Below are 18,379 nucleotides of genomic sequence, written 5' to 3' on the forward strand. Positions count from 1 at the left end.
ATCAAGTAACCAATGACTAAGCATAAAAATACCCTCATAATCAAAAGATGATAAGGGTATTGTGAAGCAACCAAAAGATCGGTCAACCGATCAAAAATACCTTAACTGATCGGTGTTAGCTTATTGCGGCTTTTTGTTCTCTGTATTTTCATGCAATTCGAGCTTTGGTGCACTCATACCCTTGAGTAATCGACCAAATATATCAGCGCCAGTAATAATGCGCTTTACATCACTCCACACTAATACCACATCGTGATCAATGGCCCCATCAAACGATTTATCGAGAGAATGACTAGCGCGTATTTTTAAAATCACTTCACTCAATCGCATCGCTTCGTCAGCAACAATTATAGGTCTGTGACAATAATGATACGGGTCAAATGTATCTGGCTCAAACAACGCTGAGCGTAAAAAGCCGTCTGCATCAACAACCAATAAAGGCCAACCATCTTCATTAGTAATGATCACCCAGTTGTAACCAGACTTATGTAGTTTTCGTAAAAACTCATTATCAGTCGTTAATGTAAGGTCTGGGAAAATAGGTAAATCGAGTTTAGTCGGCAGTGCAATAATAGAATCAGGATCAATTATCTCCCCTTCTTTAGTTACGCTTATTTCATCTAAACTAAAAAAGTTAAGCGCGCCTATACCCTCAACATGTTGAACATCAGCTTCTTCTGCTTCTATGTGTTTGCGAATAATACCTCTGAGCTCACTTTCAGCAAAGTACGTAATCCCCTCTTTACCTAACCATGCATCAAGTATTAAAGCGGTTGGTTTCGCAACTACATAAAACAGAATCTGATAAAACTTAATTAGCGGCGAAAGCAGGCTCGCCATTTTAAGTGCATTACGAGAAAAATAAGCTTGCGGCGTTATTTCACCAATAATAGTAATCGCAATGGTTGAGAATAAAAACGAACTAGCGCCCATTAATACCGAATCAGAAAGTAGCGTAAGCAGTACATTAATACCTACGTTACCCCATAAAATAGTCGATAATAAAAAGTTAGAGTCGTTTCGAAGAGCCATCACTTTTATGGCCGCTTCGTTGCCTTTTGTACTTTCCATTTCTAGCTGTAATCGGCTTAGCGAAAAAAACGCTAAGTTTAAGCCTGAAAATATTGCCGATTGTGAAATACACAAAGCAATTGCACACCAAATCATGACTTCAAAGGTCATTGTATTTTCCTGTAAGTAATACCAATCCGCAATAATACTTAATCAATTTGAGGGTTATACCTGACGCTAACTACGTTAAAATTTCGGATATAAAACAACTAAATAACGAAATTTTTGCCTTGTTATCGACAAGATTTTCTTCCCTCAAAATAGATCACTTAATTAAGCAACTTGGTATAAGGCTTATAAAAGCAATAAACTGCCCAAGCCTAAAAAGGTAACAAACCCAACAATATCGGTAACGGTAGTTAAAATTACCGAGCCAGATAATGCAGGATCAATTTTCATTTTGTCTAAAATAGACGGAATAACAACACCCGCAAGTGACGCAGCGACTAAATTTAATAATATGGCTACCGTAATCGTAATACTGAGCATTAAATCGTTAAACCATAAGAAGGTAAGCAGACCTATTACAAATGCCCACACCAAACCATTTACAGCGCCAACACGTAGCTCTTTTTTAAGTAACGCATTGCGGTTTGAATCTGTAACCTGTCCGAGCGCTAAACCACGCACAATAACCGTTAATGTTTGGCTACCAGCGATCCCGCCCATAGAAGCAACCACTGGCATTAATACAGCGAGTGCTACAACTTGTTCTATAGTTGCTCCAAATAAACCGATGAACCACGACGCCAAAAACGCAGTCGCTAAGTTAATACCCAACCATATACCCCGGTTTTTAGCACTTTTTCGCACACTTGCGAACAAGTCTTCGTCTTCACGTAAACCACCGGCTTTAGCGGCTGCTTCGTCAGCAATCTCTTGGCGTAATTCGTACGCAGAGGCAATGGTTAATCGTCCGAGTAATTTATTGTCAGAGTTAACCACTGGCAATGCCATTTTTTCACTGTGGATCACCACTTCTGCCGCTTCATATAAATCATCATCAGCATGGAGCGATGAAAAGTCATGATTTGCCAATGTCATTAAGTTATCGGTGTCGCTGGCTTTTATTAAATCATTTACCGCAACCTCTCCTATTAAGCTGCCCTTACGGCTTACCAAATAAATAACCTCACTGTATTGCGGTAAACCTTTATGTAGCAATTTTTTAGCGCCACCGGCAGTTAGCTTCTCCGATACTTTTAAAAAGTCAAAACCTAACCAGTGACCAAGTTGTTCTGGCGGGTATTGCTGCGCTAAATCATATTGTTTGGTTTGCGCTTCATCGAGTTGCTTTTTTGCATACTCAACAAATCGCTCAGGTATAACTTCTTCAAGTTCCAGTAGTTCTTCTACATTAACTTCGTCAAGAAGCTTAAAGGCATCAGTGTCCTCTAGTGTTTGCAGTAACCACAAACAGCTGTCATCACTTAAATTAACAAAGATTTCGTGTTGCGTGTCTTCGTCAAGTAGTTGCCAAATTTCTAGTCGTTGCTCTTTTGGTATAGCCTCAAAAAGTAATGACAAGTGCTCAGTAGAAAGCGTTAACTGCGCATCTGCTAATAACTTATTTTTACGTTCTGTTGTATCGCATTGCAGTAAATCATTTATGAGCTGTGGAAGTTGGTCTACCGGATACTCAATCATCTTAAAACCTTAAAATTTAAAAGCGCACATTACTTATAGTTTACTTGAACAATAAAAAATTGCAGAAAAAACGTGAACTTATTAAGCATGCGCAGGCTATTTTTGCGCATTGTATGGGCAAACTAAATGCAGTACTAATATTTATTTTAAAAAATTAAAAAAACAGTAAAAGGAATTGTTTTTAAGGAATTAAACGACAAGTAAGTAAACCAAACGGATTACTTATAATAAAAAAAATCCCATATTAGCCAGGCTAATATGGGCAAAATCACACAATGAATAAGGTGTTTTTAAATTACGGTTTGTGCTTTTAATTAAAGTCTATCGGTAATATTTCGTACTAAGTCAGAATCTACAAATTGAGCAATAAGTGCAGCGCCCCACGCATAGCCACGCTGTATTGGGTAGCCTTTAAAAATCCAGCGCTTACGCACGTGATTAAAATGTTCTAGGTAGTCTTGTTTAGATTGTGGCAAAGGTTGATCGCCTAGTTTATTCCATGCTTTATATACACCTGACATATCAGAGCCTCGCATAAAGCGTTGCAACCAACGCGGAAAACGCGAAAAGCTAATGGTTGACTGAAAATCAATAAAATAAGGTTTACCGTCTGCGCCGCATAAAATATTACCCATATTACGTAAGTCTAAATGCACGATGCCTTTACGATGCATTTTTGCTACTTGGCGCTCAAGCTCGCTAAAAAAGTTAACCGGTAGAGTTTTGTCTTCATGAATTAAAGAGCGCAGTGGCGTGCCTTCAATATAGTTATAAGCCACAGCTATCGGCGATAACCTACAAAAGCGATTAGCAACTGCGTCAAGCTCAGCTAATCGGCTCAATCCTTTATATTCTTGATTTACAGATAGTCGCGCAAATGTTTTGCGAATAAGCCACGGGCTTTGGCTAAAATCTTTAACAATTAAATCAAATTCATCATCTTTATATCGATATACAATCGCGTTAGCAAAACGCCCCTTATGAACAACACTTAAGTGATGTTGCATAAAAGTATGTTCTGGATATTGCTGCTGTAATTGTACTAACAAATTATTTTCAATCATAACAAACCTAACAAGATGATAACATTAATTGCCTAGGCAACTATATTAGCAAAATTAGATTCTACGCACAATCAGATCAGCTAACTTGCACGCTAACTTTCTATTGAAACAGTATCGCTATTTTATTGATAATCTATTTGTGAGGGGCTACTTCGGGTAATGAATCGAGGTTATTTATAGCTTTGAAGAGTAAGTCTATTATTTGGTTTTTTTCAGGTTCTGAAAAACCACTTAATGCTTGAGCATATACTTCATTTACTACTGGCATTATTTCTGGACAAAGGACTTTACCTTTTTCACTTAAACACAAAATAGTTGAGCGCTTATCAAGCTCACATTGTGTTTTAATAATGAGCCCCTTTTCTTCAAGCCTATTTAGTAAACGGCTCATAGCGCCACGATCGTAAACCATATACTCACATAATCCAGCAAGCGTATTAACCGACTTTCTCGCAAGTAGTACTACCACAATATATTGCGCTGACGTTAAATCCATAGGGAGTAATTTAGCATCGACATGAGTGGCTAATCTCGAACGTAAAAAAGACACTAAACGCCCCAAGTCTTGCTCTGGTGCTAGTTCTTCTCGAGTGCAGTGTTTAATTGATGGCATATTTTGCATGGCTATTTCACTATAGTAGATATATTTGCATGCAGATAGACCTTAGCACATACAAAAAATTCAATAATTTTTATAAAAATTAAGCAGCTAAAACTAAGCCAAAAAATAAAGCCGCAATCTGCGGCTTTATTTTATACAGTTTAGGGTTTTATTAAATTTTAAACTGGCCAACAAGCTGGCCTAAGTTTTCACCACGGGCAGCTAAATGTTGACCTACTGTAGAGGTGGTTTTGCTTGAAATAGTCAACTCATTAACTATTTCTTGAATGGCAAATACATTACGGTTTATTTCTTCTGTAACGCTACTTTGTTCCAGTGCTGCAGTCGCAATTTGCGTACTCATGTCGTTAATTGATCTAACCGAGCTTGTTACTGCACCTAAACTTTCTGAAATAGCACGAGACGATTCAACCGAGCGATTACAGCTATTTTGACTCGCTTGCATTGCGGCTACTGCATCTGATACTAAATTATGTAGCTCGCTCAACATTTCACTAATCTCTAGCGTACTAACTTGAGTACGACTAGCTAAACTTCTTACTTCATCAGCAACAACTGCAAATCCTCGGCCTTGCTCGCCCGCTCGCGCAGCCTCTATTGCAGCATTAAGTGCAAGTAAGTTTGTTTGTTCGGCTATTCCGCCTATTACACTTAGTACGCTATTAATTTTTTTAGATTGGTCACTTAGTGAATCAACTTGTTTAGCGGCTAAGTTTATCTCGCCCATTAAGTTAGATACTTCACTGAGTGAAATATCAACACACTCTTGCGCTTTAGCAACTTCTTGCGTTGCCGCTTGGGTTGATTCTGCTACTTGATTCGTATTTTGTGCCACCTCATGAGAAGTAGCCGACATTTCGGTAATCGCAGTCGCGACCAAGTCTGTTTCGTGATTATGATTAAGTAGTTTGTCTTCAATTAATCGTGTTTGTGTATTTATATCACCAGAAGCTGTTTTTACATCGTGTGTAACATCAACCACATTAGCAATAATGCCATGTAACTTACTTACAAACATATTAAATGCTTCACCAAGTTGGCCTATTTCATCGTTAGTATCAATGTCTAAACGTTTAGTTAAATCGCCCTCACCTTTGGCAATATCGTCAAGGCTTTGCGCCATACGCTGTATTGGTTTTACCATTGTATTTGCGGCAATTAACGCACATATAATTGTTAAAACAACCCAAAATAAAGCAATTAATAATAAGGTCATTACTTTATCATTCATGTGTTCTTGCATTGTCGTTTGGTATTTAACTAATTCGGTGTCTATATCATCCATATATGCGCCAGTGCCAATCATCCAGTTTGTGCCGGGGATCATTGCTGCGTAGCCCATTTTCTCAACTAGACCTGTCGTGTTTGGTTTTTGAAAATGATAGTTAAAAGCCCCGCCGCCTTTTCTGGCTTGCTCCAGTAAACCTACTATGATTTTTTTACCGGTAGGGTCTGTCATCCCTATTTTGTTTTGCCCTTCAATAGCATCACCTAATAATGCATGAAAAACACTAACGCCATTTGTATCATATATAAAAAAGTAACCACCTTGGCCAAACGTCAAGTCTCTTAAAGCGTTTTTAGCATCCTGCTCAGAGCCATTAGCTAATTGATAGCGAACAATTTTGCTAGCAATTTCAACTTCGGTGCTTAATAGCGTTTGTTTGTCACTTATTAACTTAGTTTGAAATGCTTCAAAATTTTGCTGCTGATTTTTATTCTCTAAATAATAAGAGCTCAGCATTAAGCTAATCAAAAGTAGCATTAAGGGCAAAATAGCTAACAACAAAAGTTTGTTTTTCAAGCTTAAATTACTCATTGTTTCTCCGGGGTGTATAAATGCACATATAGCGACAATAGCCAAAAATTAAATTACGACTGTTTACATCGTTTTATTGGGGTTTAAAAGCATAGTAATAAAAACAAAATTAGTGGGAGTAAACTCATACCATTGTTCAATTGGCAGATATTATAGTTGCAAGGTAGGTATTTTGACACTAAAAACACTGAGACCTTCGTATTAATTAATGTATAATTTGCCGCCCTTTCATAAGAGATTTAAAATTCTAATGACTGGATTGATCTAAACTTAATTTGATCGCGTATTAAAGCGGCTAATTAATCCCTATGTAATGAGTTAGCGCATTACTCATGTTAGTATAGATTTTAGGTTCATATAAATAATGAACATATAGATATTAATATTTTATTAACATATAATAAGCCTATATCACTAATACAAAATAGCTAGAATGAAATCGGAACGCATCACTTTGAATCACAGTTATAATCTTATAAAAATGAATTATTAATGAAATATATTTTATACCTTGTATTTTTAGTATCTGCACACGTTCTCGCAACGCCTGTAAATAATAGTATTGCTTTTTACTACTCGGCACCTATGCCATTAGCCGAAATGACTTTTTACTCACGCGTTGTCGTCCAGCCTGAACTCGTCACCGAGCACGAGCTTAATTGGTTTAAAAAACGAAACATTGCTGTTTACGCTTATTTAAGTGTGGGTGAATCGTTTAATAAAAGTGAGTCTTCACTTTCAGTCAATCCTAATTGGAATAGCCATATTGCCGATTTAACATCTACGCATTGGCAACAACAAATGCAAGATAGCGCAGCTACTTTAAAAGCGCGTGGTTTCAGTGGTTTATTTTTAGATACGCTAGACAGCTATCAACTTTTAGATGACAAGCACAGTAAGTCAGATCAACAAGATGGCTTAGTCGCGATTATAAAAAACCTCTCTGATACGTTTAATAAGCATCTTATTCTTAATCGAGGCTTTGAGTTATTACCTAAACTTACTGGTTTAGCTAATGACTTAGTTGCTGAAGGTTTATATAGCCATTACAACCCAACTAATAATAGCTACAAATTAACTACTGAAAACGATCAAGCTTGGCTAAGCGCACAATTAAAAACAGCACAAAAATTAGGTTTTAAAGTACAAGTTATTGATTATGCACAGCCTGACAACCGCCTTGCTATGGCACAAAAAATAAAACAAGCTGGCTTTACTCCTTGGGTAACAGATGGGCACTTACAAACATGGGGTACATCAACCATATCGCCAGTACCAAGGCGCATCCTAATTCCGTACAACAGTAATGTAAAACCACTCATTTACACTACCGTACATTTAAAGCTTGCGACCATGATTGAGTACTTAGGGTATATCCCTGATTATGTTGATGTAGCTAAACGAGATTTGCCGTTAGTAGATCCAAGTTTACATGCTGGTATTATTTCATGGACAAACAGCGATGCTTTTTACACCCCAACTATTACTAATTGGTTGGAAAGTAACTTAGGCGTTGTACCTGAGCTAATTATGGGTGAGCTACCGCAATCAACGAAACTGTTACTTAACCTTGGTATTGAAGCGCTTAGCGTATTGCCTCCTGGCCCTTATGAACTTAATCATTTTACTACATGGCTAAAAGGCGAAGCGACAACATCGCCTGCGATAATTAAGCCCTACTTACTGAAATTAGCAACTGATGCCACCCCGCTTATCAATATAAAAGCGGCTGATGGAACTATAATAGTGCAGAGTACTAAAACAAAATATGGCGCGGTTGTTGTTGCACCTTGGCTTATAGATACCTTGCCAATGGAAGGTAGTAAATGGGTTATTGACCCACGTACACTACTCACCAAAGCAATGGGACTACCTCCGATTCTAGTGCCTGATACCACAACTGAAAGCGGTAGGCGTATGCTAACGCTGCATATAGATGGCGATGGTTTCACAAGCCCAGCACATTACGCAGGTAAACCCTATTCTGCAGAAGTGATTCGCGATGAAATAATTAAACGCTACAAACTCCCTTTGACTTCATCGGTTATTCAAGCTGATATTGAAAAAAGTGGCTTACATTCAAAACAAAGTGCCAAGCTTGAAGGTATAGCGCGCAGTATTTTTAATTTGCCTTATGTAGAAATTGCTTCACATACTTATAGTCACCCTTATTTTTGGACTGCGTTATCTGGCCTTAGAATAGTAGATAAAGATGAAGTAGATTATGGCTTTCATCTTGATGTACCTGGCTACAACAAAATAAGCTTAAAAAAAGAAATCACCGATTCAATAAAGTATATTGATGAAAACCTGACACCAAAAAATAAAAAAACAGTGATGATGTTGTGGTCAGGCGATGCAACTCCCGGCCCTAAAGCGCTTGAATTGGCTCGCGATGCTGGCGTATTTAACGTCAACGGTGGTAATACAGATGTAAATGCCGATAACCCAAGCCTTACGCATGTATCTCCAATAGGCAGACCAGAGCGAGATTTGCTGTATCAAATTTATGCCCCCATATTAAATGAAAATGTATATACAGACTTATGGCATGGGCCTTATTACGGTTTTAGACGCTTAACCGAAACGTTTGAAATAACAGAAAAACCATATAGATTAAAACCATACACTATTTATTTTCATTTTTACTCAGGTGAAATCCCTGCGGGACTAGACGCACTAAAACACAATATAGATTATGTTTTAGCTAGGCCAAATACACCGGTGCATTTGAGCCATTACGCAAAAGTAGCAAAAGACTTTTACTTTTCTGCGCTAGCAAAAAACAGTAATAATGAATGGTTATTTAGCTCAAAATACATTCGTACTTTACGAATTCCTACTGATTTTGACAGGCCAAATATTGCCCAAAGTGAAGGTATCTCAGGCGTCACCAAAAAAGGTGACTACATACACATTATTAATAACGTAGCTCGTCTTAGCTTTGATCACAGCAAAAATAGCAAAAAACCTTATTTAGCGTCTGCAAATGTTGTTATTGATAACTGGCAAGTTAACGGACCTGTTAGCTTTAAAGCGTGGGTACCTGCTTCACTTGATTTAATAAATGCACGTTCTTGCGAGTTTGTATCTAGTTTGGGAGAGCGCTTTAAAGGTATTACACGCGCTAATGTGACGCACTTTAATCTGCCAAAAGGTCAATTTTATGGTTATCTTAACTGCAATGGAGTCGCTCGATAATGAATGCTAAAAAGCGCCCTCAGTTAATTTCTGTAAAAACAATATTAGCGATATTAGCTGTAAGTTGTTTTGCACTATATGCGTTATTTCCTCATACCTTATTTTTTGAAGATGATGCACTTTCACAAGATTATACTTTTGAAAAATCGTATCTTAATGCAGCGCTTAACACAGAGCCAAATAACGAAAAGCTACGCGCAAAATTGGTTGAACTACATATAGGACTTAGCGAGTATTCACAAGCGACTAACGAGCTTGAAAAACTACCAAGAGGTGAGCGCAAAGCAACTCTTGAAATAAAGCTGCTTTACTCATTATGGCTAGCAAGCGGCGCTAAAGTTGACGATCGCTTTGAAGAGTTATCTTTAAAAATAGGTGCCCATAAAAACTGGAACGAACAAATACTAACTATTGCAAAAGCCGTTGGGTTAAACGCCAAAATTGCTCAGTATTATCAAAAAAATAAGCAACCTCTCCTTGCAGCCGATTACTGGTTAAGCGCAGGCGAACCAGCCAAAGCACTCGATATTTATAAAGCAAACATAAATGCTGACATTGCAGTCAAAGCGATTAAAACGGCACTTGGTGCAAATAATCCGATACAAGCTTACGCCTGGTGGAAAACCTATGGTGATAAAACCAATATTAAGCGTACGCTTTATTTAGCTAACTTAGCTGGCAACACAGAGGATGCAGCTCAAGCAATTGAAAACTTATTAAATGCCGAGCCAGGTAACACCGACTACTTAACAAAAGCCATGCACCTGCGTTTAGCTAATGGAAATGCAAAAGGGGCAGAGCAATTACTCGCCAAACTATTACTACAAACCCCAAATGACAAAGAGCTACGCTTACTAAATTGGAAAATAAAGCGCTGGCAGAACAAGCCTAAAGAAGCGCTTAAAGAGTTTAAATGGCTAATGTCGAACAGAGCTGTAACCCCAGCAATGCTTACTGACAGTGTTAATGACGCTGCGGCATTATATTTATACCAAGACGCCAACGATATATATGCATACAAAGCACAAAACCGACAATTAAAAGGCAACGGCTTTGCTAAGTGGATGCAAACAAACGAATTTATAGGCAACACAAAACAAGAACTTAGTAATATTGACCGTTTTGAACAAATAAATGGTAAGAGTGCATTATCACAATATTGGAAAGCGAAAGTACTTCACGATTCCGGAAATTTAAAAGCACTAAGAGCTTTATGGCCTAAATATAAAGGACCTAAAAATGAAGAAGACTTACTTTGGATGGCTCGTGCTTTTTGGCTTAAAGATGACTTTAAAACGGCATTGTCTATTTTAAAAAACAAACAACAAAGTACTGATGGAGAATTTTGGACCGCACGAGTAGATATGGCAATGCGTGTTCAAGATAAAAAAGATGAACTTTATGCTTTTGAACAATTAAAAGAAATCAGCACACTAAGCGTTGGCGATATGCTTCACTATCAACAATTAAAGTTTGAAGATGATCCTAAGGGCTTACTAAACTATTTATGGCAACAATCACCACTTCAGCCTAGGCAACTTATTAAAATTGCACTACTAAGCACACAAGTAAATGATGCTAAATCGGTTGCGCGCATTCATAAAGAGCTTGAAAAGCAACGCTACAATAAAGCCCTCTACCCTGCTTGGCTAATTCTTTCAAATTGGTATCAAAATCAGAGTGATCTAAATGCGGCTTACACCACATTAAATCGTGCAGCAAAACTAAGTGAGTACAATCCTGATGTAGTACTTGCACAAGGTTGGTTAGCGCTGCAAATGCACGACACCGTAATGATTAGCCGTATTTTAACTCGCTATTCGGACAGCGATCCATCCTATGCGTGGACGCAATTATTAGCTAGCCTATCTATTTATGAAAAATCATATAACAGTGCTTACTTTTATTTACGAAAACTAGCTGTTGCAGATCCAAGTGACTTAACAACACTGGTTAACTTAGCCGATGTAATGAAGCAGCTTGGTTATTATGCGAATGCTGCCGAGCTAAATCACTATTTATTACAGCATTTACCTAAAGATAAATACGCATACAGAGGCCTAATGTACCGCTGGGCAGGTGCAATGGCTGTTCCTCATTTAATACAGTCAAACGCCATGGATGAGCTTGCGCCCGACACTATTGGTGAGCCTCAAGCAAACTGGTGGTTAGCACGTCGAGCTGCACAAAAGTTAGAACCTTGGCAAAAACTACAGCTTTATATGACCAACGGCGAATTCAATAAAGCGAAACAACTAATAGCCGAAGGCTCACTAAGCAAATTGGATGAGCTAAACGCTTTACTCTATTTGAAGCAGCCATACGCAACAATGCAGCGTTGGTATGAAGAGCTGACTGGTGAGCTTGACGAATCACAATTGAGTTTACTCAGAAATGCACGAGCATCCTACTTTAGAGCGCTTGAAATTAATCTATCGCCAGAGGCTGGTTTAAACAGCAGCCAGTACGATGTGAACGTTTATTTTCCTTATGCAAGTGGGCAATGGAAATTAAGTTTAAGTAATCAGCAAAACCTTGATAACAACGGGTTGCTGTTTGCGATAGAAGATAAAATGACATTTGGTCGTTGGTATTTTGATGCAAAGATAGATTCTCACCAAGGCAGCTTAGCCAGCCGCCAAGGTCTTAGTCTTGATTCTCGTTATCAATGGGATTCTCGTACTCAGGTAGGTTTAAAACTTGAATATAATGTTGAAAACCGCCAATCAGAAGCGCTACTTAGTTATGCTCAGCTAGATAAAGCCACGGCCTATGTTAACTACAACATTGATAATAGACAAAATGTGCAGCTTTCAGCAGCCGCTATGTCTTTTTCTCGAAGAGACGATGGTAGTTCACTCATTAATGGCCAAGAATATAACGCGCGTTATCAGTACAGCATTTTAAAAGATCGCCCAATTTGGAACGCTTACTTTAGTGCGCAATGGCAAGACTTTGAGCGTGTAAATGCGTTAATAAACACAGAAACAAGGCCTCTAATAGTTGATCTTCAACCATTTAGACGCTTTGCACTAGGCACCTCATTTGCCTCAACGGGTTCATTAGAGCCGCCTTATTTAGGCGCAAATCCTTCGTGGTTATTTGATATAAGTACTGGCTATCAAACACTTAACGATACAGTAGATGTATCTGTTTCGAGTGGTGCTGGTTGGTCTGTACTAGGCGATGATTTATTTAAATTACAGCTGGGTTACCAAAGTAGTAATAAAGTGGGTAACTCAGATACACAATTACAATTAGGTTATTACGTACATTTTTAATGTTAGGAGAGAGTATGTTTCGTTTAATTATACCGTGTTTGGTATTACTATTATCTGCTTGTACCACCAGTAGAGTTGCTGATGATGTAGAGCTTAGCCCTTCAAAAACAGTGGCACTTATGCCACTAGTTAATCATGCTCAAACACCGCTTGCTGGTGAACGTGCTGAAGATATTTTAGCCAGTATTTGGCAGCAAAATAAATTGCCAACTCTTATACGCGCTCCTCGCGTAAACACTAAAGAGCTTCCACCACTGGACGATCAATACCGTTTAGACAATGCTATGCAATGGTTAAGTACTCAACAAGCTGACTATGTACTAACAGGTAGCATTGAAGAGTGGCGCTATAAAGCAGGTCTTGACGGAGAACCTGTTGTAGCACTGACCTTATCACTCACAGTTAACGGGCAAACAACGCCAATTTGGACGGGAACTATTGCTAAAAGTGGTTGGGGTCGCGATAGCATTGCAGCAACAGCACAAGATGTGATTGCCGATTTAATTTCTTATATAGAGGTTAGTGAGTGAAAACACATTTCCTTAGACCAAGAGACGTTCCTGAGCTACAAATATGGGCTGAGGTATTTATATTTACCGCGCTTGCTTTAGGGCTGCCTGTATTATTTAACGCAGAGGACCCATTTTGGACTGAGGGAGGGTTTTCGTGGCCTGTACTTGGCCCACTTTTAGTTTCTCTACGTTATGGCTTTTCAAAAGGCTTTATTAGTATTTTATGTTTGCTTGTTGGCCAACTTTTTTTACTTCAAGCAAATATTTTATCATCGCAAAGCGACTTTAATATTAACGCCATGATTGGCTACATTATTGTAATTATGATCACTGGCGAGTTTAGAGATGTGTGGGAGCGTACTAATCAACAGCAAAGTATTCAGCTCGAATACGTAACCGACCGCCTTGAAACCTTTACTCGTCAATATCATTTAATTAATTCATCTCACGATAGAATTGAGCAAATGCTAGCGGGCCATACTTTAAGTTTGCGTGAATCACTACAAGCAGTAAGAACCACTATCGGGCTATTAAAAGAAAGAAGACTTGATAGCGCAGCGCAAAAAATAATCGATTTATTTGTTGAGTATGGTTCACTTGAACGGGCAGGTTTATATAAAGTTGAAAACGATACCGTTTTAGAACCACCACTTGCCTCTCTCGGCAACATGAGTCAAGTAACTGTAGATGATCCTCTTATATTAGCGATGATTGAAGAAAAAGAATTAGTATCGGTAAAAGACGAAAAAGCAGCATCGGGTACAAGCAAATACCATATAGCAATTCCCCTTATCGACGTAAATAATACTATTTACGGCGTTATTTTGGTTGAAAGAATACAATTTTTTGCGCTCAAAAATACGACTCTTACATTACTTGCTGTAATGGCAGGACATATTGGCGACCTGCTGCGCCATGAAATAACAAATCCAGTAATGACCTATGAGGAATCTCCGTACTTTATCCGTCAAATTAAACGCGCGAATAAAGAAGCCAAACGATACAACATTCCATCGCAGCTACTGAAAATCAAAGCCGAGAATATTACGGATAAATCAACTCAACTTATGAGTTATTTAAGTGAAGCTCGTCGTGGTTTAGACATTTACTTATATGATGATAAAAATCAAATATTACTGCTATTAATGCCATTGGCTGATGAACTTGAAAAAGCAGGATTTATTGCCCGAGTGAACACTTGGTGCAAAGAGCGTACGGGTAACACCTTAGCTGAAATCGACATTGTAATTGAACAGCAACTCGCTCTGCCTATAAGCTCAGATGACATAAAGCGATTGGTTTCACTTTCATGATTATAATTATTGTAGCAGCTATATTAGGGTGTATTTGTCAGTACTTTGCACTGATAGAAGTATTGGAAACACCTAACTGGTTTTTAGCTATATTATTACACGCTTTTGCTAGCATCTTTTTTGCTATTGTTAGTTATTTTTTTATACCTAAAAAATACAAAACCACTCCTTATAGCTCTTTTTTGCTCATGTTTTTATTATTATTTACATTACCTGTACTTGGAATTATTGGCGTTGTAGTAGCGCTTACGTTTGCTCTTTGTAAACCTCTAAAAAACGATGATATAGAAATTGAAGAGCATAAAATACCGGAGCTTCCTTTTGAAGCTAGAGCAATATCTGCAAATCCAACCTATTCTATTGGCGGGCTAAAAGCAATTTTAAAGCACGCGAGTGAACCAAATAAACGTTTAAGTGCTGTAATGGCAGCTCGTCACATGAGTGACTCACAAGCTATTCCTATTTTAAAGCTAGCACTTAAAGACTTAGAAGATGACATTCGGCTACTCGCCTACTCAACTCTTGATGGTAAAGAAACCAAACTTAACGAAAAAATCAGTTTATACCAGCAAGAAATAGCCGTTACAACTAAGCAACCAAAGTTAAGTAATTTACAAAAACAACTAGCCGAACTTTATTGGGAGCTAAGTTATTTAGGGTTAGCGCAAGGTGCACTGCAAAAATACGTTTTAGAAAAAGCAGAAACACTTGCACAGCAAAGTATTGAGCACGTAAAAATACCTGCAACCTTTATATTTTTAGGCCGTATATCTTTAGCCTTAGGTAAATATGAAATAGCTCACGAGTACTTAATTAAAGCGACCGAATTGGGTATGGCAAGGCGTCATGTTCTCCCTTATAAAGCCGAAGTTGCCTTTTGTATGAACAAGTTTGACGACTGTAAACGCTACTTAAAAGAACTCCCAGAACAACCAAAGGGCAGTGAATTACGTCATTTACAGGAGTATTGGCATGAGTAATAAAAATGCAGATATTTTACTGCTTTTAGAAGGTACTTACCCTTATGTGCGTGGTGGAGTATCTAGTTGGGTTCATCAAATAATTGAGGGGTTACCTCATTATAACTTTGAGCTTGTTTTTATAGGTGGTGCGCCAGAGCATTATGGCGAAATTCAATATACTTTGCCTAAAAACGTTACAAAACTGCATGTTCATTATTTAGTTGAAAATGACACCTCTGAAATAAAAGCTAAGCACGGGGTTAAATATAAAAAAGAACTCTTTGATTTTTGGCAGCAACTACAAAATTATTTTAGAGATTGTAATGAGCCGATACCCACTGAGTTATTAAAATTTGCATTTGAAACCTTAGCTAAAAAAGACGGTATTAACGAAGCCGACTTTTTGTATAGTGAATCGTCATGGCAAGTACTCACTAAATACTATTCAACTTATTGTGATGAATCTTCTTTTATTGACTTCTTTTGGTCTTATCGCAATTTATATAAGCCATTATTTAAAATAGCTGAAATTGCACGCGGGCTTCCAAAAGTTAAACTTATTCACTCAATATCTACCGGATATGCTGGTATTTTAGGCTCTGGTGCCAGTGTTATAAGCGACACACCCTTTTTGTTGACCGAACATGGAATTTATACCAAAGAGAGAAAAATAGATCTTATTCAAGCCAGTTGGATCAAAGAATCAGAACAAAGCCTAGGTAAAAACTTAAATACAGAAATGGGCTTTATTCGCCGTATGTGGATTAACTTTTTTGAGCAAATAGGCCGAACAACATATCAAGAAGCCGATAAAATCATTTCGCTATACGACGGTAATAGGCAACGCCAAATAAAAGATGGTGCCGCACCAGAAAAAGCATTCGTGGTTCCTAACGGCATTAAAACAGTACGCTTTATTGAAGCGCTTGAGCAGCGCCCAAAACACATCTCACCTATTGTTGGATTAATTGGACGTGTAGTGCCTATAAAAGATATTAAAACCTTCATACGTGCGATTAAAGAAGCGCAGTCGGTACTGCCAGAAGTAGAAGGTTGGATCATCGGCCCCTTTGAAGAAGATCCACAATATTACAAAGAATGTGAATTGCTTGTAGCCAGTCTTGATTTACAAAATAATGTTAAATTTTTAGGTATGCAAGATATTACCAAAATCTTACCAAAGCTCGGGATTGTGGCTTTAACCTCTATTTCCGAAGCGCAACCTTTAGTACTTTTAGAAGCAATGGCAGCCGGTGTTCCTGTACTTGCTAGTGATGTGGGCTCATGCCGCGAAATAATCGAAGGCGGAACCGATGAAGATAAAGCATTAGGTAAAGCCGGTGAAGTTGTCTCAATTGCTTCACCTAGCGAAACAGCACAACAAATATCAAACATGCTAACCAATGAGCAAGCCTGGCTTGAGTATCAAAAAAGTGGTTTAGACCGCGTACAAAAATTTTATGACGAGAGCCACATGTTTGCCCGTTACGATAAACTTTATAAGGATACAATGGCATGGCCGGAATAGGTTTTGAGATACGAAAAATTCTCAAAAAAAATACCCTGCTCTCAGTTTTTGAAGCTTACGGCTACGCGGGCTTAATAGGCTCGGGCCCTTGGTTGCTCTCTATTGTAGCGCTCATGCTCATTGGTATTTTAAGTTTAGGCATTGTATTACCTAAAGTACTTATCATTCAGTTTTTAACACTCGTTACCTACATGATGGCCGCCTCACTTATTTTAACGGGGGGTTTGCAGTTATTACTAACTCGATTTATTGCCGATTTGTTTTTTCAAAAAGAAGAGGCAAAAGTACTCCCTAATTTACTTGGTGCGCAACTTGTAACAACAATAGCTGCGTTATTGGTGGGCTTAGCTGTATGGCCTATGCTCCCTATACCCGTAGTAACTAAGATAATAATTTTAGGTGCCTTTGTAAGCCTATGTAACCAATGGCTTGGTGCTATTTTTCTATCGGGCATGAAAGAATACCGACTGATTCTAATTACCATGTTAAGTGGTTACGCCTTTATGGTGTTGCTCGCATATTTACTAAGAGACTGGCAACTAGACGGTTTGTTTTTTGCTTTTTTTGCAGGTGAAGCCCTACTCTTTTTTAGCTTTCTATTCATGATTATTCGCCGCTACCCAGGTGAAAAACTCATAAGTTTTGACTTTTTAAGTAATAAAAAAGTGTATTACAGCCTATTCTTTTGTGGTCTATTTTATAATATTGGCGTGTGGGCTGATAAAATCATTTTTTGGTATTCTCCGAGCACATCAATTCAAATTATTGGCACGTTGAGAGCCAGCCCTATTTACGACTTACCTATATTTTTGGCCTATTTGTCTATTATTCCTGGTATGGCAGTGTTTTTAGTAAAAATGGAAACAGACTTTGTAGAAGAGTACGACCGTTTTTACACTGCTATCCGTAAAGGGTCACCTCTTGAAGAGATCTATATATTGAAAGACAATATGATCCAAACTGCACGTGCCGGTTTATATGATATATTTAAAATCCAAGGTATTACCGTTGCATGCTTATTATTATGGGGTGAGCAAATACTGACCTTTATAGGCATTGATCCAAACTATAAAACGCTTTTATTTATTGATGTAGTTGGTGTAGGCGTGCAAGTTATATTTTTATCTATTTTAAATATTTTATTTTATTTAGATAAACGCTCAACAGTACTATTTTTAGCCGGGTTGTTTTTAGTAATAAATGTTGTTTTAACTTTACTATCTATCGCTTTTGGGCCGCAGTTTTATGGTTACGGCTTTGCATTAGCAACTATTATTACCTCAGTAGTAGGATTGTTTTGGCTTTCAAAACAGTTTGAAGATTTAGAATACGAAACGTTTATGCTGCAATAGCATGTTA

The 18,379-nt window shown here is 38.0% G+C and carries 12 protein-coding genes; 7 read left to right on the plus strand and 5 right to left on the minus strand.

All coding sequences use genetic code 11. From position 1 onward, the window contains the following. Positions 1–120: 120 nt before the first annotated feature. The 5 genes from I6F49_RS11185 to I6F49_RS11205 form a co-directional block, all read right to left on the minus strand. Positions 121–1,182, minus strand: a complete 1,062-nt coding sequence (locus I6F49_RS11185) for a DUF21 domain-containing protein (protein ID WP_166420149.1) — start codon at positions 1,180–1,182, stop codon at positions 121–123. 183 nt (positions 1,183–1,365) lie between these two features. Then, entirely contained in the window at positions 1,366–2,718 is a 1,353-nt protein-coding gene (locus tag I6F49_RS11190; protein WP_197180488.1) for a magnesium transporter, read from the minus strand. 314 nt (positions 2,719–3,032) lie between these two features. Continuing rightward, positions 3,033–3,782 carry a serine/threonine protein kinase gene (locus tag I6F49_RS11195; RefSeq protein ID WP_197180490.1) on the minus strand — a complete coding sequence of 250 codons (750 nt, stop codon included), beginning with the start codon at positions 3,780–3,782 and terminating at the stop codon, positions 3,033–3,035. Between the two features lie 133 nt (positions 3,783–3,915). Beyond that, a complete protein-coding gene (locus I6F49_RS11200; protein WP_197180492.1) occupies positions 3,916–4,404 on the minus strand; it encodes a MarR family winged helix-turn-helix transcriptional regulator in 489 nt (162 codons plus the stop codon). A 151-nt stretch (positions 4,405–4,555) separates the two neighbouring features. Beyond that, on the minus strand, positions 4,556–6,223 hold the full coding sequence (locus I6F49_RS11205) for a methyl-accepting chemotaxis protein (RefSeq protein WP_197180494.1): 1,668 nt from the start codon (positions 6,221–6,223) through the stop codon (positions 4,556–4,558). A gap of 492 nt (positions 6,224–6,715) precedes the next feature. Here I6F49_RS11205 and I6F49_RS11210 point away from each other — a divergent pair, with 492 nt between their 5' ends. Genes I6F49_RS11210 through pelG form a run of 7 tightly spaced genes read left to right on the plus strand, consistent with a single transcriptional unit; the run spans position 6,716 to position 18,372 of the window. Continuing rightward, complete coding sequence (locus tag I6F49_RS11210; RefSeq protein ID WP_197180496.1) at positions 6,716–9,424, plus strand: endo alpha-1,4 polygalactosaminidase; 2,709 nt, start codon at positions 6,716–6,718, stop codon at positions 9,422–9,424. Then, positions 9,424–12,705, plus strand: a complete 3,282-nt coding sequence (locus I6F49_RS11215; RefSeq protein ID WP_197180498.1) for a tetratricopeptide repeat protein — start codon at positions 9,424–9,426, stop codon at positions 12,703–12,705. The genes I6F49_RS11210 and I6F49_RS11215 overlap by 1 nt, the downstream gene beginning before the upstream one ends. 14 nt (positions 12,706–12,719) lie before the next feature. Then, complete coding sequence (locus tag I6F49_RS11220) at positions 12,720–13,235, plus strand: protein PelC (RefSeq protein ID WP_197180500.1); 516 nt, start codon at positions 12,720–12,722, stop codon at positions 13,233–13,235. Next, complete coding sequence (locus I6F49_RS11225; RefSeq protein ID WP_197180502.1) at positions 13,232–14,530, plus strand: PelD GGDEF domain-containing protein; 1,299 nt, start codon at positions 13,232–13,234, stop codon at positions 14,528–14,530. Before I6F49_RS11220 ends, I6F49_RS11225 begins: the two co-directional genes overlap by 4 nt. Beyond that, positions 14,527–15,510: a protein PelE gene (locus tag I6F49_RS11230; RefSeq protein WP_197180504.1), complete on the plus strand. Its 984-nt coding sequence runs from the start codon at positions 14,527–14,529 to the stop codon at positions 15,508–15,510. Before I6F49_RS11225 ends, I6F49_RS11230 begins: the two co-directional genes overlap by 4 nt. After that, positions 15,503–17,020 carry a GT4 family glycosyltransferase PelF gene (gene pelF, locus I6F49_RS11235; protein WP_197180506.1) on the plus strand — a complete coding sequence of 506 codons (1,518 nt, stop codon included), beginning with the start codon at positions 15,503–15,505 and terminating at the stop codon, positions 17,018–17,020. The genes I6F49_RS11230 and pelF overlap by 8 nt, the downstream gene beginning before the upstream one ends. Beyond that, positions 17,008–18,372, plus strand: coding sequence for an exopolysaccharide Pel transporter PelG (gene pelG, locus I6F49_RS11240; RefSeq protein WP_166420160.1), 1,365 nt, complete (start codon positions 17,008–17,010; stop codon positions 18,370–18,372). The genes pelF and pelG overlap by 13 nt, the downstream gene beginning before the upstream one ends. Positions 18,373–18,379 lie beyond the last annotated feature (7 nt).

Source organism: Pseudoalteromonas sp. SWN166, from assembly GCF_015864485.1.
Classification (GTDB): domain Bacteria; phylum Pseudomonadota; class Gammaproteobacteria; order Enterobacterales; family Alteromonadaceae; genus Pseudoalteromonas.